Origin of the sequence: Xanthomonas sp. GW, assembly GCF_014236815.1 — a bacterium.
Taxonomy (GTDB): domain Bacteria; phylum Pseudomonadota; class Gammaproteobacteria; order Xanthomonadales; family Xanthomonadaceae; genus Xanthomonas_A.
This window is the reverse complement of sequence record NZ_CP051189.1, coordinates 3,992,837-4,012,618: the sequence shown is the minus strand read 5'-3', so window position 1 is coordinate 4,012,618 and position 19,782 is coordinate 3,992,837. Positions and strand designations below refer to the sequence as shown.

Here is a 19,782-nt window from a genome sequence, read left to right as displayed (position 1 = left end):
GCACGGTGGCCGGCGCGTGCGCGGCGGCGCGGCGCATGCGCAGGCTCACGGGCTGTCGCTCAGCCGCGCCAGTTCGTCGACCTGGTGCTCGTGGCTCAGCCGCTCGATCAGCGCGTCGAGGTCGCCTTCGATCACGTTCGGCAGGTCGTACAGGGTCAGGCCTTCGACCCGGTGGTCGGTGATGCGGCCCTGCGGGAAGCTGTAGGTGCGGATGCGCTGGCTGCGGTCGCCGCTGCCGACCTGCAGCTTGCGGTCCTGCGCCTCGGCCGCGGCCTGCTTGCTGCGCTCGGCGTCGAGCAACTGCGCCTTCAGCCGCTTCATCGCCTTGTCGCGGTTGGCGTGTTGGCTGCGCTCGGTCTGACATTCGACCACCACCCCGCTGGGCACGTGGGTGATGCGGATCGCCGATTCGGTCTTGTTGACGTGCTGGCCGCCGGCGCCGGACGAACGGAACGTGTCCACCTTCAGGTCGGCCGGGTTGATCGCGATCTCTTCCACGTCGTCGGCTTCGGGGATGATCGCCACCGTCGCCGCCGAGGTGTGGATGCGGCCTTGCGACTCGGTCGCCGGCACCCGCTGCACGCGATGCGTGCCGGATTCGAACTTGAGCTTGGAGTAGGCGCCGCGGCCGACGATGCGCGCCACGATCTCCTTGTAGCCGCCGTGCTCGCCGGGGCTGTCCGATTCCACTTCCACCTTCCAGCCTTGGCGTTCGGCGTAGCGCGCGTACATGCGGAACAGATCGCCGGCGAAGATCGCCGCCTCGTCGCCGCCGGTGCCGGCGCGCACTTCCAGGAACAGGTTGCCGTCGTCGCGCGGATCGCGCGGCACCAGCAGCAGCGCCAGCTGTTCGTCCAGCGCGAGCAGGCGCGCGTGCGCGGCGGCGATTTCCTCCTCGGCCAGTTCGCGCAGTTCCGGATCGCCGCGCATCGCCTCGGCCGCGGCCAGGTCGGCCTTGGCCGCGGCCTCGTCGGCCAGCGCGGCGGCGACCGGCTCCAGCTGCGCGAATTCGCGCGAGTAGTCGCGGAAGCGCGCGTTGTCGTTCACCACCTCGGGATCGGACAGCAGGCGTTCGAGTTCTTCGCGACGCTCGGCCAGCGCCTCCAGCTTACGGCGCAGGGTCGGTGTCATCGGTCTTCAGAATGGGATGGAAATAGCCCGGCTTTTCCGGGAACAGGCGCTCGGCGGCGCGGGCCAGCTCGGCATCGCCGCTCAGCGCCGCCTCGCGCAGCGCCGCGGTGGGCGGATGCAGCAGGCGGTTGGTCAGGGTGTTGGCGAGGAATTCCAGCACCTCGTCGGCCGGCTTGCCGTTGGCCAGCTGCTGCCGCGCCTTGGCCAGCACGTCGTCGCGGGTGCTGTCGCCGTGCGCGCGCAGGCGCTTGAGCGGCGCCTGGCGGGTGCTGGCCTGCAGTGTCTCGATGTAGCGCAGCACCTGCAGGTCGATGATCGCCTCGGCTGCTTCGGCCGCTTCGCGGCGGCCGCGGCGATTGTCCTCGACCGCGCGTTCCAGGTCGTCCACGGTGTACAGATAGGCATCGGCCAGCTCGGCCACGCCGGCCTCGATGTCGCGTGGCACCGCAAGGTCGAACAGCAGCATCGGCTTGTGCTTGCGCGCACGCAGCGCCTGCTCGACCTGCGCGCGGGTCACCACCGGCTCGCGCGCGGCGGTGGCCGAAAACACCACGTCGGCTTCCTGCAGATGCCGTTCCAGCTCGCTCAGCGGCAGCGCCACGCCGCCATGCCGGCTGGCCAGCTCCTGGGCGTGGGCGAGGGTGCGGTTGGCGATCAGCAGGCGCCGCACGCGGCCTTCGCTGAGGTGCTTGGCGGCCAGTTCGATGGTCTCGCCGGCGCCGACCAGCAGCACCGTCGATTCGCTGAGCCGGGCGAAGGAGTTCTGCGCCAGGCGCACCGCGGTGGAGGCCACCGAGACCGGATTGGCGCCGACCCGGGTGTCGGTGCGCGCGCGCTTGGCCACCGAGAAGGTCTGCTGGAACAGCCGGTCTAGGCGGTTGCCCATCGCTCCGTGCTCGCGCGCCAGCGCCCAGGCGTCCTTCACCTGGCCGAGGATCTGCGGCTCGCCCAGCACCATCGAGTCCAGCCCGGTGGCGACGCGGAACAGGTGCCGGACCGCATCGGCGTCCTGGTGCTGGTACAGGTAGCCGTGCAGGCCCGCCGCGTGCGAATCCAGCCAGTCGGCCAGGCTCTGCGCGTCGTCGGCGATCGCGTACAGCTCGGTGCGGTTGCAGGTGGACAGCAGGGCGGCCTCGGCGACATTGGGCAATGCGCGCAGCGATTGCAGCGCGCGCGGCAGCGCATCGCCGGCGAACGCCACCCGTTCGCGCAGGTCGACCGGCGCGGTCTGGTGGTTCAATCCGAGCACCCACAACGTCATCTGTTCAGTTGCTTGCGATAAGCTGCTGGCCATTCAGGGCCCCATTTTACGGCCCGGTTGCCCCCGATGCCCGCATTGATTCGCATCCGTATCGTTCTATTGCTGTCGGCGCTCGCCGCGCTGCCGGCCACCGGTGCCGCCACCGCCGCGCCGACGGCCACCGCCAAGCTGCCGCCGAGCGCCGCTGCGTCCTCGCTGACGCCGGTGCTGGCCGGCGAGTTCGCGCTGCAGGCCGGGCAGTTGGCCGATGCCTCGCACTGGTACCTGGAGGCGGCGAACGAGGCGCCCGGCGATGCCGGCCTGGCCGAGCGCGCCACCCGCATCGCCATGCTGGCCAACGACAACGCGGCCGCGGCGCAGGCCCTGGCGCTGTGGCGCCAGCGCGCGCCGGAGTCGCTGCCGATGCGCAGTGCCGAGGCCTCGCTGGCGCTGCGCAACGGCAATCTGCGCCAGGCGCGCGGCCTGCTGGTGGCGCTGCTGCGCGACAAGGACGCGCGCGGCTGGCGCTATGCGCTGGTGGCGCTGGTCAGCGGCAACCGCGATCCGGAAGTGGCGGCGAAGGTGCTGGACCAACTGCTCGACGCCAATGCCATCCCCGATCAGCTCGAGGCCTGGCAGGAGTTCGGGCGCCTGGCGCTGCGCCTGGAGCAGCCGAAGCTGGCCGAGCGCATCGTCGATCAGCTGGTCAAGCGCTTCCCGGAAGAGCCGCGGGTGGCCCTGCTGCACGCCACCCAGCTGCAACAGGCCGGCAAGACCGAGCAGGCGCGGGCGCTGCTGCAGGGCGTGGAGCCCAAGGCGCCGGCCGACCCGGAATTGCGCGGCGCGCTGGCCTACGCCTATGACGCGATCGGCGACACCGCCGCGGCGGCGCGGGTGCTGGCGCTCGGTCCGCAGAACACCCAGAACTACGGCCTGCGCGCCTCGATGCTGGCCAAGCTGCAGGACAACGCGGCGCTGAGCGCGCTGTACGAGGAGTTGCGCAAAGGCGCGGCGCAGCCGGACCCGGAGCGGCGCCTGCTGCTCGGCAAGATCGCCGAGTTCCTGAAGCGCTATCAGGAAGCGGTGACCTGGTACCGCGGCGTGCCGGGCGGCCCGCTGCGTAACGAAGCGCGGTTGCGCACCGCCGGCGCGCTGTACGAACTCGGGCAGAAGGACGCCGCCTTCAGCGAGGCGCGCGCGCTGCAGGACGATGCCGAGGCCGACGACGCCGCGCGCCGCGACGCCTACGTGCTGGAGGCGGAACTGCGCCAGCGCAGCGGCGACGACGACGGCGAACTGCAGGTGTTCGAGCGCGGCCTGGCCGCCTATCCGGACGACAATGCGTTGCTGTATGCGCGCGGCCTGGCCTGGGAGCGGCGCGACCGCATCGACCGTGCTGAAGCCGACCTGCGCAAGATCCTGGTCACCGAGCCGGAGAACGTGGCCGCGCTCAATGCGCTCGGCTACACCCTGGCCGACCGCACCCATCGCTACCGCGAGGCGCTGCAGTTGATCGATCGCGCGCGTACCGCCGATCCAGACAACGCCGCGATCATCGACAGCTATGGCTGGGTGCTGTACCGGCTGGGCAAGACCCAGGAAGCGCTGGTGCAACTGCGCCGCGCCTGGACTCTGTTCAAGGATCCGGAGATCGCCGCGCACATCGGCCAGGTGCTGTGGGAGCAGGGCAAGCACGACGAGGCAAGCAAATACTTCGACGAGGCACGCAAGCTCGATCCGAAGAATCGCGCGCTGCAGCGGGCGATGGAAAAGGTCGCGCCGTGAGGGCGGCGTTGCGCGCGGCATGGGCGCTGGCGGCGCTGCTGGCGCTGGCTGGCTGTACTTCGCTGGCGCCGCGGCAGGCGCCGCCGGCCGCAAGCGCGCCGCTCGGCGAGGCCGCGCGCCAGGCCGAAGCGGCCCGCGGCGCATGGCTGCAGGCGCATCCGCAATGGTCGTTTCAGGGCCGGGTGGCGATTACCAAGGGCCGCAACGGTGGCAGCGGCCGCATCGACTGGGCGCAGCAGCAGCGCCAGTACCGGATCGAGCTCAGCGCGCCAGTGACCCGGCAGAGCTGGCGCCTGACCGGCGACAGCCAGCGCGGCGGCGGCCGTCTGGAAGGGCTGGAGGGCGGTCCGCGCGCCGGCGAGGACGCGCAGCAGCTGCTGCTCGAGGCCACGGGTTGGGAGATTCCGGTCAATCTGCTGCCGGATTGGGTGCGCGGGCAGGTTGCGGTGGACGCAGGCGCGCCGGAGCAGGTGAGCTACGACGCCGAGGGACGCCCGCAGGCGCTGCGGCAGATGGGCTGGGAGATCCAGTTCCAGGAGTGGTACCCGCCCAGCGACGGCCGTCCGGCCCTGCCGCGGCGCATCGAGGCGCGCAACGGCGACGCCAAGGTGCGCCTGCTGCTGGACCAGTGGGACTTCGCCGCGCCATGAGCGCAGTGGGAGAGAACGGCTGGTCGGCATGGCCGGCCCCGGCGAAGCTGAACCTGTTTCTGCAGATCACCGGCCGCCGCGCCGATGGCTATCACGCGCTGCAGACCGTCTTCCGTCTGCTCGATTGGGGCGACACCGTGCATCTGCGCGTGCGCGCCGACGGCGTGGTGGCGCGGCTCGGCGACTCCGTGCCGGGCGTCGCCGAGGCCGACGACCTGCTGGTGCGGGCCGCGCGGCTGCTGCAAAAACACGCCAAGATCGCCCAAGGTGTCGACATCCGCGTCGAAAAGCGCATTCCTGCCGGTGGTGGGTTTGGCGGTGGCTCGTCCGACGCGGCGACCGCGCTGGTCGCGCTGAACGCGCTGTGGGGCGCCGGACTCGACGAGGATGCGCTGGCCGGCCTGGGCCTAGAGCTGGGTGCGGACGTGCCGGTATTCGTGCGCGGCCGCGACGCCTGGGCCGAGGGCGTGGGCGAGCGGTTGACGCCATTGCCCCTGCCGCCGGCCTGGTATGTGCTGGCCGATCCGGGGGTTCACGTGCCCACCGCGGCGCTGTTCCAGGCCCCGGATTTGACGCGGGATGCCGAGCCCGCGAAAATGGCCGACTTCGTTTCAGGTTTCCTGCTCGGCAATGCGTTCGAGCCGGTGCTGCTCCGCCGCGAACCGGCCATCCAGGCCGTGTTCCAGGCGCTAGCGCAGATCGGCACGCCGCGCCTTACCGGGTCGGGGAGCGGGTGTTTCGTCGAGTTCGCCGATCGCGCTGCCGCCGTGCGCGCGCTGGCGGCCTTGCCGGACGGATTGCGCGCCTGGGTGGCTGGTGGCGTGACCCGTTCGCCGCTGCTCGATGCGCTGGAGGCATAGCAACAGTTTCATGCAGGGGCGTCGCCAAGAGGCCCAAGGCACCAGGTTTTGATCCTGGCATTCGTAGGTTCGAATCCTACCGCCCCTGCCATTTATGCGAGTCCCTCGCAGAAGCCCGCACATCCGTGTGCGGGGATTCAACGGGGCGAATCCCTCGCAAGAGCCCGCACATCCATGTGCGGGGGTTCAACAGGTAGGAGCGTCGCTTCGCCTGGGTTCTTCCGGTTCCATGCTGTTTCTTCGTTTCGCAGTTCTTTCGCCGCCGCCGCCCGAGACACTCCTCATGCAAGATCAACGTAACCTGCTGGTGTTCTCCGGCAATGCCAACAAGCCGCTTGCCAAGAGCATCTGCAAGGAGCTGGGCGTGCGTCCGGGCAAGGCGATGGTGTCGCGCTTCTCCGATGGTGAAGTGCAGGTGGAGATCGAGGAGAACGTGCGCCGGCAGGAAGTGTTCGTGATCCAGCCGACCTGCGCGCCCAGCGCGGAGAACCTGATGGAGCTGCTGGTGCTGATCGACGCGCTCAAGCGCGCCAGCGCCGCCAGCGTCACCGCGGTGGTGCCGTACTTCGGCTATTCGCGGCAGGACCGGCGCATGCGTTCCTCGCGCGTGCCGATCACCGCCAAGGTCGCGGCGAAGATGTTCACCGCGGTCAATGCCGACCGCGTGCTGACCGTGGACCTGCACGCCGACCAGATCCAGGGCTTCTTCGACATCCCGGTCGACAACGTCTACGCCTCGCCGCTGCTGCTGGCCGACATCTGGCGCGCTTACGGCACCGACAACCTGATCGTGGTGTCGCCGGACGTGGGCGGCGTGGTCCGCGCCCGCGCCGTGGCCAAGCGCCTGGATGACGCCGACCTGGCGATCATCGACAAGCGCCGCCCGCGCGCCAACGTGTCCACGGTGATGAACATCATCGGCGACGTCGAAGGCAAGACCTGCGTGCTGGTCGACGACATCGTCGATACCGCCGGCACCCTGTGCGCCGCCGCAGCCGCGCTGAAGGCGCAGGGCGCGCTGAAAGTGGCCGCGTACTGCACCCATCCGGTGCTGTCCGGCCCGGCGGTCAGCAACATCAGCAATTCGCAGCTCGACGAACTGGTCGTCACCGACACGATTCCGTTGTCGGACGCCGCGCGCGGCTGCAACAAGATCCGCCAGCTCAGCGTCGCCGAGCTGCTGGCCGAAACCATTCGCCGCATCGCCTTCGGCGAGTCGGTGAGTTCGTTGTACGTCGATTGATCTAAGGGTGGGGATTGGAGATTCGGGATTGGGGATTCGCAACGGCGCTGGCTCTGCGAATCCCCAATCCCGAATCCCCAATCCCGGCTCCACACAGACTCTTCTGGTCGCGGAAGAGTCCTCAAAACCGCCGCGAGGCGGTTCATTCAACCAAGGTAGTAAACGCAAATGGCAACCACACATGAAATCAAGGTTCAGCGCCGCGAGGTCGAGGGTAAGGGTGCGAGCCGCCGCCTCCGTCGCGACGGCCTGATCCCCGCCATCGTCTACGGTGGCGAACTGAAGCCGGTCAACATCGAGCTCAACCACAACGAAGTCTGGCTCGCCAGCCAGAACGACTGGTTCTATTCGTCGATCCTGAGCCTGAGCCTGAACGGCGACATCCAGAAGGTGCTGCTGCGCGATATGCAGCGTCATCCGTTCAAGCAGCTGATCCTGCACATCGACTTCCAGCGCGTGAACGACAACGAGGTGCTGCATGCCTCGGTGCCGCTGCACTTCCTCAACGAGGACACCTCGCCGGCCGGCAAGTCGGCCGAAGTGGTCGTCACCCACGAGCTGAACGAGATCCAGGTCGTGTGCCTGCCGAAGGACCTGCCGGAGTTCGTCGAAGTCGACCTGTCCGCGCTGTCCGTCGGCGACGTGATCCACCTGTCCGACCTGAAGCTGCCGGCCGGCGTCGAGCTGCCGGAGCTGAAGCTGGGCAAGGAGCACGACGTGGCGGTGGTCATCGCCAAGCACGGCCGTGTCGAGGCCGAGCCGGAAGCGACCGAGGCCCCGGCCGCGGCCGAGCCGGCGAAGAAGGACGGCAAGTAATCGCCTGCGCGGCGTCCGGGCCGTCTGGTCCGGACGCCGCGGCGATGCTGCGGCATGACTGGTCTGCGTCTGATCGTCGGTCTGGGCAATCCCGGAGCCGAACACGCGAACACCCGGCACAACGCCGGGTTTCGTTTTGTCGAACATCTGGCCGAGCGGGCCGGCGCGCGCTGGAGCGTGGACGCCAAGCTGTTCGGCGAAACCGCCAAGGTCGATGTGGCCGGGCAGGCGGTATGGCTGTTGAAACCGGCCACCTTCATGAATCTCAGCGGCAAGTCGGTGACCGCCGCATTGCGCTACTGGAAGATCGAACCGGCGCAGGCGCTGCTGGCGCATGACGAACTGGATCTGGCGCCGGGTACGGTGCGGCTCAAGTTCGACGGCGGCCATGGCGGGCAGAACGGCTTGCGCGACACCATCCGCCTGCTCGGGCATGCCGGTTTCCATCGGCTGCGCATCGGCATCGGCCATCCCGGGCACAAGGACAAGGTCGTACCCTGGGTGCTGGGGCGTGCGAGCAAGGACGACCAGATCCTGATCGACCGCGCCATCGACGACGCCATCGCCGTACTGCCGCTGGCGGTGCAGGGCGATTTCAACGAGGCGATGAAGCGCTTGCATACGAGCAGGGATTCGTGATTGGGGATTGGGGATTCGCGGCCGTGCGGCATGGCGAATCTCCAATCCCGAATCCCAAATCCCGGAAGTGAACCATGGGCATCAAATGCGGCATCGTCGGCCTGCCGAACGTCGGCAAGTCGACTCTGTTCAATGCGCTGACCAAGGCGGGCATCGCTGCGGCCAACTTCCCGTTCTGCACCATCGAGCCCAACGTCGGCGTGGTGCCGGTGCCGGATCCGCGGCTGGGCGAGCTGTCCAAGATCATCAATCCGCAGAAGGTCGTGCCGACCGCGGTCGAGTTCGTCGACATCGCCGGCCTGGTCGCCGGCGCGGCCAGCGGCGAGGGCCTGGGCAACAAGTTCCTGGCGCACATCCGCGAGGTCGATGCGATCACCCACGTGGTGCGCTGCTTCGAGAACGCCGACGTCATCCACGTCAACAACAAGGTCGATCCGATCTCGGACATCGAGACCATCGACACCGAGCTGGCCCTGGCCGACCTGGACAGCGTCGAGAAGGCGCTGAACCGCGCCGAGCGCAGCGCCAAGGGCGGCGACAAGGACGCGGCCGCGCGCAAGCCGGTGCTGGCCAAGCTGCAGGCCGCGCTGGCCGACGGCAAGGCCGGGCGCACTGCGGGCCTGGACGAGGAAGAGAAGGCGCTGGTGCGCGATCTGTTCCTGCTCACGCTCAAGCCGGTGATGTACATCGCCAACGTGCTCGAGGACGGTTTCGAGAACAATCCGCACCTGGATGCGGTGCGCGCGCGCGCCGCCACCGAGGGCGCCGAAGTGGTGCCGGTGTCGGCGGCGATCGAAGAAGAGCTGTCGCAGCTGGACGACGCCGATCGCGACACCTTCCTGGCCGACCTGGGCCTGGCCGAGCCGGGCTTGAACCGGGTGATCCGCGCGGCGTATTCGCTGCTCGGGCTGCAGACCTATTTCACCGCAGGCGTCAAGGAAGTGCGCGCATGGACGGTGAAGGCCGGATCGACCGCGCCGCAGGCCGCCGCGGTGATCCACACCGATTTCGAGAAGGGCTTCATCCGCGCCGAAACCATCGCCTACGACGACTTCATCAAGTACAAAGGCGAGGCCGGCGCGCGCGAGGCCGGGCGGCTGCGCCTGGAGGGCAAGGAATACCGCGTGCAGGAAGGCGACGTGCTGCATTTCCGCTTCAACGTCTGACCCGCATGCGCGCGTTCGCGCCGTGGCGCGGGGGTGGCGCGCGCGGTGCGCGTTTCCTGCGACATCGCGTCAAAATACTGTTGACAAGGCAGGGATGTCAGGGAAGAATAGCGGGCTGTTTCACCCCGGACTGATTTCGGCCTTGCGGCCTGGTCGGGACGGGTAGCTGGAGGGATACCCAAGCGGCCAACGGGGGCAGACTGTAAATCTGCTGGCTTACGCCTTCGGTGGTTCGAATCCACCTCCCTCCACCAGTTTTTTTGTTGTGGCAGTGCGGCATCCCGTAGCGGGAGTAGTTCAACGGTAGAACCTCAGCCTTCCAAGCTGATGGTGCGGGTTCGATTCCCGTCTCCCGCTCCATTGAACGCGCTTGTGTCACAATAGAACTACGCTCACGTAGCTCAGTCGGTAGAGCACCTCCTTGGTAAGGAGGAGGTCGAAGGTTCGATTCCTTTCGTGAGCACCATCTTCAGTCTTCAAATCTTTCTACGATCACCGAGAAGAAGCAGCCATGGCCAAGGGTAAGTTCGAGCGCACCAAGCCGCACGTCAACGTCGGCACCATCGGTCACGTCGACCACGGCAAGACCACGCTGACCGCGGCGCTGACCAAGATCGGCGCAGAGCGCTTCGGCGGCGAGTTCAAGGCATACGACGCGATCGACGCGGCGCCGGAAGAGAAGGCGCGCGGCATCACGATCTCGACCGCGCACGTGGAGTACGAATCCCCGAACCGTCACTACGCGCACGTCGATTGCCCGGGTCACGCGGACTACGTCAAGAACATGATCACCGGTGCGGCGCAGATGGACGGCGCGATCCTGGTGTGCTCGGCCGCTGACGGCCCGATGCCGCAGACCCGCGAGCACATCCTGCTGTCGCGCCAGGTCGGCGTGCCGCACATCGTGGTGTTCCTGAACAAGGCCGACATGGTCGACGACGCCGAGCTGCTCGAGCTGGTCGAGATGGAAGTGCGCGAGCTGCTGAGCAAGTACGACTTCCCGGGCGACGACACCCCGATCATCCACGGTTCGGCGCGTCTGGCGCTGGAAGGCGACCAGAGCGAGATCGGCGTACCGTCGATCCTGAAGCTGGTGGAAGCGCTGGATACGTTTATCCCGGAGCCGCAGCGCGACGTGGACAAGCCGTTCCTGATGCCGGTGGAAGACGTGTTCTCGATCTCGGGCCGCGGCACCGTGGTGACCGGCCGTATCGAGCGCGGCATCATCAAGGTGGGCGACGAAATCGAAATCGTCGGCATCCGTGCCACGCAGAAGACCACGGTCACCGGCGTGGAAATGTTCCGCAAGCTGCTGGACCAGGGTCAGGCGGGCGACAATGCCGGTCTGCTGCTGCGCGGCACCAAGCGTGACGACGTGGAGCGCGGCCAGGTGCTGTGCAAGCCGGGTTCGATCAAGCCGCACACCGAGTTCGAAGCCGAAGTGTACGTGCTGTCGAAGGACGAAGGCGGCCGTCACACTCCGTTCTTCAAGGGCTACCGTCCGCAGTTCTACTTCCGCACCACCGACATCACCGGCGCTTGCGAGCTGCCGGAAGGTGTGGAGATGGTGATGCCGGGCGACAACGTGAAGATGGTGGTCACGCTGATCAACCCGGTGGCGATGGACGAAGGCCTGCGTTTCGCGATCCGCGAAGGCGGCCGCACCGTCGGCGCCGGCGTGGTAGCCAAGATCATCAAGTAATGCCCGCTGCGGCGACTTCGGTCGCCGCAGTTTGACGATGTGCAGGCGGCTTCGGCCGTCGGGTTCAGCGAAGGGCGGGCCGGAACCTTCGGTCCGCCTTCGCCGTCTAAGGGAAGTGCAATCGTTCTTACTACACGCCAGTAGCTCAATTGGCAGAGCAGCGGTCTCCAAAACCGCAGGTTGGGGGTTCGAGTCCCTCCTGGCGTGCCAATTTGCCGCACCCTATCCAGTGACCTTGGTCGCATAGCCGCAAGAGTCGGATGAACAGCAAGATCGAGCATTCCAAAGGCAACGCCGCTTCTACCGGTGGCGATATCGTCAAGTACGTCATCGCTGCCTTGCTGGTGGTTGCGGGCCTGTTTGTCTGGTTCTGGTTCGGCGAGCCGAGTCGTGCGACGCAGCTGGGTAGCTGGTCCGGGCCGCTGCGTGGCCTGGCGGTCATCGTCGGCCTGGTCGCGGCCGCCGCGGTGTTTCTGCTGACCGCCAAGGGGCGCGAGTCCCGTGAGTTCGTGTCCGAGTCCCGGTTCGAACTGCGCAAGGTGGTCTGGCCGACCCGTCAGGAAGCGATCCGCACCACCTGGGTCGTGATCGTGGTGGTGATCATTCTGAGTCTGCTGCTGGGCGGGTTCGATTTCCTGATCCAGAAGCTGATGCAGTGGTTCGTGAGTCGTTGAGGAGAGTGCAGCAGTGAAGCGTTGGTATGTCGTTCACGCCTATTCAGGCTTCGAGAAGTCCGTGGCCCAAGCGCTGCGCGACCGCATTGTGCGTGACGAGATGCAGGAGCGCTTCGGCGACGTGCTGGTGCCGACCGAGGAAGTGATCGAAATGCGCTCCGGCCAGAAACGCCGTTCCGAGCGCAAGTTCTTCCCGGGCTACGTGCTGGTGCAGATCGAGACCCACGAAGAAGCCGGCATCCCGCGCATCGACAACGAAAGCTGGCACTTGGTCAAGGAAACCTCGAAGGTCATGGGGTTCATCGGCGGCACCGCCGATCGCCCGCTTCCGATCCGCGACGAAGAGGCCGATGCGATCCTGCAGCGCGTTCAGGATGGCGTGGAGAAGCCGCGTCCGAAGGTGCTGTTCGAGCCGGGCCAGATGGTCCGCGTCACCGATGGCCCGTTCAACGACTTCAATGGCGTGGTCGAGGAAGTCAACTACGAGAAGAGCCGCCTGCGCGTCGCGGTGCTGATCTTCGGCCGCTCCACCCCGGTGGAGCTGGAATTCGGCCAGGTCGAGAAGGCCTGAGCCCGCGCCGGCGCAGCTGCGCCGGACGCCAAAATCTCTGCTATACTGCGCGGCTCGCTGTCCAGGCTCGCCGCCTGGCAGGACCGGAAGCCGCCGCAAGGCGGCTTTCTGCGCACTTCAAACGTGATGGCGGGACACGTGATTTTCCCGTCGCGATGGGGAGCCTGCAAGTTGGGCGCTAGCACCCGGAGACCACTGAAATGGCAAAGAAAGTAGTCGGTTACATCAAGCTGCAGGTGAAGGCCGGTCAGGCCAATCCCTCGCCGCCGGTCGGTCCTGCGCTGGGTCAGCGCGGCCTGAACATCATGGAATTCTGCAAGGCGTTCAATGCCGCCACGCAGAAGCTGGAGCCGGGCCTGCCCACTCCGGTCATCATCACGGCCTATTCGGACCGTACCTTCACCTTCATCACCAAGAGCACCCCTGCGAGCGTGCTGTTGAAGAAGGCCGCAGGCGTCACCTCCGGTTCCAAGCGCCCGAACACCGAAAAGGTGGGCAAGGTCACCCGCAAGCAGCTCGAAGAGATCGCCAAGGCGAAGGAAGCCGACCTGACTGCAGCCGAGCTGGAAGCGGCGGTACGTACGATTGCGGGTTCCGCCCGCAGCATGGGCCTGACGGTGGAGGGTTAAGCGATGGCACAGACCAAGCGACAGAAAGCAATCCGTGCTGCCGTGCAGCCGGGCAAGGCGTATTCGATCGACGAAGCGCTGAAGATCCTCAAGTCCACCAGCAAGGCCAAGTTCGTCGAAGCCGTCGACGTGGCCGTGCGCCTGGGCGTGGATGCCAAGAAGTCCGACCAGCAGGTGCGCGGTTCCACCGTGCTGCCGGCCGGTACCGGCAAGAGTGTGCGCGTGGCGGTGTTCGCCCCGGCCGGTGCCAAGGCTGACGAAGCCCTGGCCGCTGGCGCCGAAGCCGTCGGCATGGACGACCTGGCCGAGAAGATGCAGGCCGGCGACCTGAACTACGACGTGGTCATCGCCACCCCGGACGCGATGCGCGTCGTCGGCAAGTTGGGCACGCTGCTGGGCCCGCGCGGCCTGATGCCGAACCCGAAGGTCGGCACCGTGTCGGCCAATCCGGCCGAAGCGGTGAAGAACGCCAAGTCGGGTCAGGTGCGCTACCGCACCGACAAGGCCGGCATCATCCACTGCACCATCGGCAAGGCCAGCTTCGAAGACGAAGCGCTGAAGAACAATCTGCAGGCGCTGCTGATGGACCTGGTCAAGGCCAAGCCGGCCACGTCCAAGGGTACCTACCTGCAGAAGATCTCGGTGAGCTCGACCATGGGTCCGGGCGTCACCGTCGATCAGGCTTCGCTGTCCCTGAAGTAATTCGCGACACGGCGGCGCTCCGCGAGGCGCGCCGCCGGTTCCACCCTTTTGAAGGCGTCGCCGAGGGGCAACCCGGAGCGAAGCCGTCAAAGACCGCAGGCGCGGTCGGCGCATACCGACGACGGGCACGGAAGCTCGATATGGCAAGGAGTCGCCGTCGGTACAGCGGGATCGCTTAATCCAGTCCCCTCGGGGACGCGCCGGCGTAGATGGTGCCGCCTTTCTGGAGTTTTTCTGGTTCAAGCCAGTTCGGGGTTTCCCGAGCGCGCTCACTCCAGGTCTGGAACGGCCACCAACTGGGATGCCATTCGGCGTCCCCGGCATCCAGGATGGAGGCCGCCCAGGACCGCAAGCGGCAGGAGCCGTGAGCGGAGTATGTTTGAAGCGAGGATTCGCGATTCGCGATCGGGGATTGGCAAGGGCGGCGGTATCGCTCCTGACGAGTCCCGAATCACCAATCCCGACTCTCTGCTTTAACGGAGGAGTGCAATGGCTCTCAATCTGTCCCAGAAGCAAGAAGTCGTCGCCGAACTGGCAGACGTTGCCGCGAAGGCTCACTCCTTGGTTGCTGCCGAGTACGCCGGCATCACGGTCGCCCAGCTGACCGCGATGCGCAAGAAGGCGCGCGAAACCGGTGTGTACTTGCGTGTTGTCAAGAACACCCTGGCCGCGCGTGCCGTTGCCGGTACCGAATACGAGTGCGTTCAGGACGCGCTGGTCGGTCCGCTGCTGTATGCGTTCTCGACGGAAGAACCCGGCGCTGCCGGTCGTCTGATCAAGGAATTCGCCAAGGGTAACGACAAGCTGCAAGCCAAGGTCGTGTCGATGGGTGGCCAGCTGTATCCGGCCGCTCACCTCGAGGTGTTGGCATCGCTGCCGACCCGCGAGCAGGCGCTGGCCATGCTGGCACGCGTCCTCGCCGAGCCGGCGAGCATGTTTGCACGCGCGGTCAAGGCAGTGGGCGACAAGCTCGGTGGTGGCGAAGAAGCCCCCGCCGCAGCGGAAGAAGCCCCGGCCGAAACGGCTTAAGTTCGCGACACCTGAAACGGTTCACTAGAACCTCATCCAGAAAAAAATTCCAAAGGTAATCACAATGTCCCTGTCTAACGAACAGATCGTCGACGCAATCGCCGAAAAGACCCTCATGGAAGTGATGGAGCTGGTCAAGGCCATCGAAGAGAAGTTTGGCGTCTCCGCCGCCGCCCCGGTCGCCGCTGCCGGCCCGGCCGCTGCTGCTGCCCCGGTCGAAGAGCAGACCGAGTTCAACGTCATCCTGAAGGCTATCGGCGAGAAGAAGGTCGAAGTCATTAAGGCCGTCCGCGCCATCACCGGCCTGGGCCTGAAGGAAGCGAAGGACCTCGTCGAAGGTGCTCCGCAGACCGTCAAGGAAGCCGTGTCGAAGGAAGATTCCGAGAAGTTCAAGAAGGATCTCGAGGCCGCCGGCGCGACCGTCGAAATCAAGTAATCGGCATCTTGCATCGCCAGCGTGTCAGGTGATGCATCGAAGGCTGGGGACGCAAGTCCCCGGCCTTTGGCCGTTGTTGCAAAGCCGGGATTAGAGATTCGGCATTAGGGATTCGATGGCGCCCGTTTGGCCCATCTCGAATCTCGTCATCCCCAATTTCGGCCTTACCGAGTTGGTAGTTGGAAGTAGCAAGAGAAGGCGTGCTGGTGCCGGCAATACCAGCGACTTCCAACTGACAATTTATGTTCACTCAGGGCCGCGGACGCGCGGCCCGCACAGCCAAGGTGATACCTCATGACGTCTTATTCGTTCACCGAAAAGAAGCGTATCCGCAAGGATTTCGGCAAGCAGCGCTCGATCCTCGAAGTGCCGTTCCTGCTGGCGATCCAGGTGGATTCCTACCGCGAATTCCTGCAGGAAAACACCGACCCGAACAAGCGTTCGGACCACGGCCTGCACGCGGCCCTGAAATCGGTGTTCCCGATCTCCAGCTACAGCGGCAACGCGGCCCTGGAGTACGTCGGCTACAAGCTGGGCGACCCGGTGTTCGACGAGCGTGAATGCCGCCAGCGCGGCATGAGCTACGGCGCCCCGCTGCGCGTGACCGTGCGCCTGGTGATCTACGACCGCGAGTCCTCGACCAAGGCCATCAAGTACGTGAAGGAGCAGGAGGTCTATCTCGGCGAAATCCCGCTGATGACCGACAACGGCACCTTCATCGTCAACGGTACCGAGCGCGTCATCGTCTCGCAGCTGCACCGTTCGCCGGGTGTGTTCTTCGACCACGACCGCGGCAAGACCCACAGCTCGGGCAAGCTGCTGTACAGCGCCCGCATCATCCCGTACCGCGGTTCCTGGCTGGACTTCGAGTTCGACCCAAAGGACGCGCTGTTCACCCGTATCGACCGCCGCCGCAAGCTGCCGGTGTCGATCCTGCTGCGCGCGCTCGGCTATTCGAACGAAGAGATGCTGGCCGAGTTCTTCGAGATCAACACCTTCCACATCGATCCCAAGGAAGGCGTGCAGCTGGAGCTGGTGCCCGAGCGCCTGCGCGGCGAGACGCTGAACTTCGACCTGGCCGATGGCGACAAGGTCATCGTCGAGGCCGGCAAGCGCATCACCGCGCGCCACGTCAAGCAATTGGAAGCCGCCGGCGTCGCCGCGCTGGCAGTGCCCGACGAGTACCTGGTCGGCCGCATCCTGTCGCACGACGTGGTCGATGCCTCGACCGGCGAACTGCTGGCCAGCGCCAACGACGAGATCAGCGAAGATCAGCTGACCGCGTTCCGCAAGGCCGGCGTCGACGCCGTGGGCACGCTGTGGGTCAACGATCTGGATCGTGGTCCGTACCTGTCCAACACCCTGCGCATCGATCCGACCAAGACCCAGCTGGAAGCGCTGGTCGAGATCTACCGCATGATGCGTCCCGGCGAGCCGCCGACCAAGGATGCCGCGCAGAACCTGTTCCACAACCTGTTCTTCACCTTCGAGCGCTACGACCTGTCCACGGTCGGCCGCATGAAGTTCAACCGCCGTGTCGGCCGCAAGGAAGTCACCGGCGAGTCGGTGCTGTACGACAAGAAGTACTTCGGCGAGCGCAACGACGAAGAGTCCAAGCGCCTGGTCGCCGAGCATGCCGACAGCTCCGACATCCTGGAAGTGATCAAGGTCCTGACCGAGATCCGCAACGGTCGCGGCGTGGTCGACGACATCGATCACCTGGGCAACCGTCGCGTGCGTTCGGTCGGCGAAATGGCCGAGAACGTGTTCCGCGTGGGCCTGGTCCGCGTCGAGCGCGCGGTCAAGGAGCGCCTGTCGATGGCCGAGTCCGAAGGCCTGACCCCGCAGGAACTGATCAACGCCAAGCCGGTGGCCGCCGCGATCAAGGAGTTCTTCGGCTCCTCGCAGCTGTCGCAGTTCATGGATCAGAACAACCCGCTGTCGGAAGTGACGCACAAGCGCCGCGTCTCCGCGCTGGGCCCGGGCGGTCTGACCCGCGAACGCGCCGGCTTCGAAGTGCGCGACGTGCATCCGACCCACTACGGCCGCGTCTGCACCATCGAGACGCCGGAAGGCCCGAACATCGGCCTGATCAACTCGCTGGCGGTGTATGCCCGCACCAACCAGTACGGCTTCCTGGAGACGCCGTACCGGAAGGTCGTGGACGGCCAGATCACCGACGACGTCGAATACCTGTCGGCGATCGAAGAGAACGAGTACGTGATCGCGCAGGCCAACGCGCTGCACGATTCCAAGAGCCGCCTGACCGAGCAGTTCGTGCCGTGCCGCTACCAGGGCGAGTCGCTGCTGAAGCCGCCGGCCGAAGTGCACTTCATGGACGTGTCGCCGATGCAGACCGTGTCCATCGCGGCGGCGCTGGTGCCGTTCCTGGAGCACGATGACGCCAACCGCGCGCTGATGGGTGCGAACATGCAGCGCCAGGCCGTGCCGACGCTGCGTGCGCAGAAGCCGCTGGTCGGTACCGGCATCGAGCGCGCCGTGGCGCGCGACTCGGGCGTGACCGTGAACGCGCGCCGTGGCGGCGTGATCGAGCAGATCGACGCCGGCCGCATCGTGGTCAAGGTCAACGAGGAAGAGATCGGCGGCGGCACCGATGCCGGCGTCGACATCTACAACCTGATCAAGTACACGCGTTCCAACCAGAACACCTGCATCAACCAGCGTCCGCTGGTCAATGTGGGCGACGTGATCGCGCGCGGCGACGTGCTGGCCGACGGTCCCTCGACCGACATCGGCGAGCTGGCTCTGGGCCAGAACATGCTGATCGCGTTCATGCCGTGGAACGGCTACAACTTCGAAGACTCCATCCTGCTCTCCGAGCGCGTGGTGGAAGAGGATCGCTACACCACGATCCACATCGAAGAGCTGACCTGCGTGGCGCGCGACACCAAGCTGGGGCCGGAGGAAATCTCCGCCGACATCCCGAACGTGTCCGAGCAGGCGCTGAACCGTCTGGACGAGTCGGGCGTGGTGTACATCGGCGCCGAAGTGCGCGCCGGCGACATCATGGTCGGCAAGGTCACGCCGAAGGGCGAGAGCCAGCTGACCCCGGAAGAGAAGCTGCTGCGCGCGATCTTCGGCGAGAAGGCCTCGGACGTGAAGGACAGCTCGCTGCGCGTGCCGCCGGGCATGGACGGCACCGTCATCGACGTGCAGGTGTTCACCCGCGACGGCATCGAGAAGGACAAGCGCGCCCGCCAGATCGAGGAAAACGAGATCAAGCGGGTCAAGAAGGACTTCGACGACCAGTTCCGCATCCTGGAAAGCGCGATCTATGCGCGTCTGCGCACCCAGCTGATCGGCAAGGTCGCCAACGGCGGTCCGAACCTGAAGAAGGGCGACACCGTCACCGACGCGTACCTGGACGGGCTGAAGAAGTCCGACTGGTTCGCGCTGCGGATGAAGGACGAGGAGCCGTCGGACGCGATCGAGCGCGCGCAGAAGCAGATCCAGGCGCACGAGAAGGAATTCGAGCGTCGCTTCGCCGACAAGCGCGGCAAGATCACCGCTGGCGACGACCTCGCCCCAGGCGTGCTGAAGATGGTCAAGGTGTTCCTGGCAGTGAAGCGCCGCATCCAGCCCGGCGACAAGATGGCCGGTCGCCACGGCAACAAGGGTGTCGTGTCGATGATCCAGCCGATCGAGGACATGCCGTACATGGCCAATGGCGAGACCGTTGACATCGTGCTGAACCCGCTCGGCGTGCCGTCGCGCATGAACATCGGCCAGGTGCTGGAAGTGCATCTGGGCTGGGCCGCCAAGGGCCTGGGTCGCAAGATCCAGAACATGCTCGAGGCACAGACCAAGGTCGCCGACCTGCGCAAGTTCCTGACCCAGATCTACAACCACGACCAGAAGCTGGGCGAGGACCGTGTGGACCTGGATCAGTTCAGCGATGCGGAGCTGCTGCGCCTGGCCGGCAACCTGACCGACGGCGTGCCGATGGCCACCCCGGTGTTCGACGGTGCGACGGAAGCCGAGATAAAGCACATGCTCGAGCTCGCCGACCTGCCGATCAGCGGCCAGACCCAGCTGTACGACGGCCGCACCGGCGAGGCGTTCGATCGCCACACCACGGTCGGCTACATGCACATGCTGAAGCTGAACCACCTGGTCGACGACAAGATGCACGCGCGCTCCACCGGTCCGTACTCGCTCGTCACCCAGCAGCCGCTGGGCGGCAAGGCGCAGTTCGGCGGCCAGCGCTTCGGCGAAATGGAAGTCTGGGCGCTGGAAGCCTACGGCGCGGCCTACACCCTGCAGGAAATGCTGACGGTGAAGTCCGACGACGTGCAGGGCCGCAACCAGATGTACAAGAACATCGTCGACGGCGAGCACGAGATGGTCGCGGGCATGCCGGAATCCTTCAACGTCCTGGTGAAGGAAATCCGCTCGCTGGCCATCAACATGGAACTGGAAGACTGATCGCGCAGGCGCGGGTGCCGCAGGGCACCCGCGCCGCCGCAGCGCTCTGACAGCCCATCGACA

General features: G+C 66.3%; 17 protein-coding genes and 5 tRNA genes. 20 read left to right on the top strand and 2 right to left on the bottom strand.

Translation table 11 applies throughout. The features are described from left to right. Window positions 1–45: 45 nt before the first annotated feature. A complete protein-coding gene (gene prfA, locus HEP73_RS17290; protein WP_185813755.1) occupies window positions 46–1,131 on the bottom strand; it encodes a peptide chain release factor 1 in 1,086 nt (361 codons plus the stop codon). Continuing rightward, a complete protein-coding gene (gene hemA / locus HEP73_RS17285; protein WP_185813754.1) occupies window positions 1,109–2,392 on the bottom strand; it encodes a glutamyl-tRNA reductase in 1,284 nt (427 codons plus the stop codon). The genes prfA and hemA overlap by 23 nt, the downstream gene beginning before the upstream one ends. A gap of 66 nt (window positions 2,393–2,458) precedes the next feature. Between hemA and HEP73_RS17280 the strand changes: the two genes are divergently transcribed. The 20 genes from HEP73_RS17280 (at window position 2,459) to rpoB (ending at window position 19,719) form a co-directional block, all read left to right on the top strand. Then, window positions 2,459–4,156 (top strand): tetratricopeptide repeat protein, encoded by a 1,698-nt coding sequence (locus tag HEP73_RS17280; RefSeq protein ID WP_185820873.1) that lies wholly within the window; start codon window positions 2,459–2,461, stop codon window positions 4,154–4,156. Next, complete coding sequence (lolB, locus tag HEP73_RS17275; protein ID WP_185820872.1) at window positions 4,153–4,806, top strand: lipoprotein insertase outer membrane protein LolB; 654 nt, start codon at window positions 4,153–4,155, stop codon at window positions 4,804–4,806. Before HEP73_RS17280 ends, lolB begins: the two co-directional genes overlap by 4 nt. Beyond that, entirely contained in the window at window positions 4,803–5,666 is an 864-nt protein-coding gene (gene ispE / locus HEP73_RS17270) for a 4-(cytidine 5'-diphospho)-2-C-methyl-D-erythritol kinase (RefSeq protein WP_185820871.1), read from the top strand. Before lolB ends, ispE begins: the two co-directional genes overlap by 4 nt. Window positions 5,667–5,680: 14 nt before the next feature. Continuing rightward, window positions 5,681–5,757 (top strand) — tRNA-Gln (locus tag HEP73_RS17265). A 192-nt stretch (window positions 5,758–5,949) separates the two neighbouring features. Next, window positions 5,950–6,909: a ribose-phosphate diphosphokinase gene (locus HEP73_RS17260; RefSeq protein ID WP_185813750.1), complete on the top strand. Its 960-nt coding sequence runs from the start codon at window positions 5,950–5,952 to the stop codon at window positions 6,907–6,909. Between the two features lie 168 nt (window positions 6,910–7,077). Then, entirely contained in the window at window positions 7,078–7,725 is a 648-nt protein-coding gene (locus HEP73_RS17255) for a 50S ribosomal protein L25/general stress protein Ctc (RefSeq protein WP_185820870.1), read from the top strand. 54 nt (window positions 7,726–7,779) lie between these two features. Beyond that, window positions 7,780–8,364 (top strand): aminoacyl-tRNA hydrolase, encoded by a 585-nt coding sequence (gene pth / locus HEP73_RS17250; RefSeq protein ID WP_185820869.1) that lies wholly within the window; start codon window positions 7,780–7,782, stop codon window positions 8,362–8,364. A 74-nt stretch (window positions 8,365–8,438) separates the two neighbouring features. Next, window positions 8,439–9,530, top strand: a complete 1,092-nt coding sequence (gene ychF / locus HEP73_RS17245) for a redox-regulated ATPase YchF (RefSeq protein WP_185813747.1) — start codon at window positions 8,439–8,441, stop codon at window positions 9,528–9,530. Between the two features lie 168 nt (window positions 9,531–9,698). Beyond that, window positions 9,699–9,784: transfer RNA gene (locus HEP73_RS17240), tRNA-Tyr, on the top strand. A gap of 32 nt (window positions 9,785–9,816) precedes the next feature. Then, window positions 9,817–9,890 (top strand) — tRNA-Gly (locus tag HEP73_RS17235). Window positions 9,891–9,920: 30 nt separating this feature from the next. Next, window positions 9,921–9,996: transfer RNA gene (locus HEP73_RS17230), tRNA-Thr, on the top strand. Between the two features lie 45 nt (window positions 9,997–10,041). Continuing rightward, a complete protein-coding gene (tuf, locus tag HEP73_RS17225; RefSeq protein WP_060747701.1) occupies window positions 10,042–11,232 on the top strand; it encodes an elongation factor Tu in 1,191 nt (396 codons plus the stop codon). Between the two features lie 134 nt (window positions 11,233–11,366). After that, window positions 11,367–11,442 (top strand) — tRNA-Trp (locus tag HEP73_RS17220). A gap of 50 nt (window positions 11,443–11,492) precedes the next feature. Beyond that, window positions 11,493–11,906 (top strand): preprotein translocase subunit SecE, encoded by a 414-nt coding sequence (gene secE / locus HEP73_RS17215; protein ID WP_185813746.1) that lies wholly within the window; start codon window positions 11,493–11,495, stop codon window positions 11,904–11,906. Window positions 11,907–11,919: 13 nt separating this feature from the next. Continuing rightward, window positions 11,920–12,477 (top strand): transcription termination/antitermination protein NusG, encoded by a 558-nt coding sequence (gene nusG, locus HEP73_RS17210; RefSeq protein ID WP_185813745.1) that lies wholly within the window; start codon window positions 11,920–11,922, stop codon window positions 12,475–12,477. Window positions 12,478–12,677: 200 nt separating this feature from the next. Further along, the gene (gene rplK / locus HEP73_RS17205; RefSeq protein ID WP_145699993.1) at window positions 12,678–13,106 is read left to right on the top strand and encodes a 50S ribosomal protein L11; all 429 of its coding nucleotides are present in this window, start codon (window positions 12,678–12,680) and stop codon (window positions 13,104–13,106) included. A gap of 3 nt (window positions 13,107–13,109) precedes the next feature. Next, entirely contained in the window at window positions 13,110–13,808 is a 699-nt protein-coding gene (rplA, locus tag HEP73_RS17200; RefSeq protein WP_185813744.1) for a 50S ribosomal protein L1, read from the top strand. A 489-nt stretch (window positions 13,809–14,297) separates the two neighbouring features. Continuing rightward, window positions 14,298–14,837: a 50S ribosomal protein L10 gene (rplJ, locus tag HEP73_RS17195; RefSeq protein WP_185813743.1), complete on the top strand. Its 540-nt coding sequence runs from the start codon at window positions 14,298–14,300 to the stop codon at window positions 14,835–14,837. Window positions 14,838–14,901: 64 nt separating this feature from the next. Further along, window positions 14,902–15,273 carry a 50S ribosomal protein L7/L12 gene (gene rplL / locus HEP73_RS17190; RefSeq protein ID WP_185813742.1) on the top strand — a complete coding sequence of 124 codons (372 nt, stop codon included), beginning with the start codon at window positions 14,902–14,904 and terminating at the stop codon, window positions 15,271–15,273. A 294-nt stretch (window positions 15,274–15,567) separates the two neighbouring features. Further along, window positions 15,568–19,719 carry a DNA-directed RNA polymerase subunit beta gene (gene rpoB, locus HEP73_RS17185; RefSeq protein ID WP_185813741.1) on the top strand — a complete coding sequence of 1,384 codons (4,152 nt, stop codon included), beginning with the start codon at window positions 15,568–15,570 and terminating at the stop codon, window positions 19,717–19,719. Window positions 19,720–19,782 lie beyond the last annotated feature (63 nt).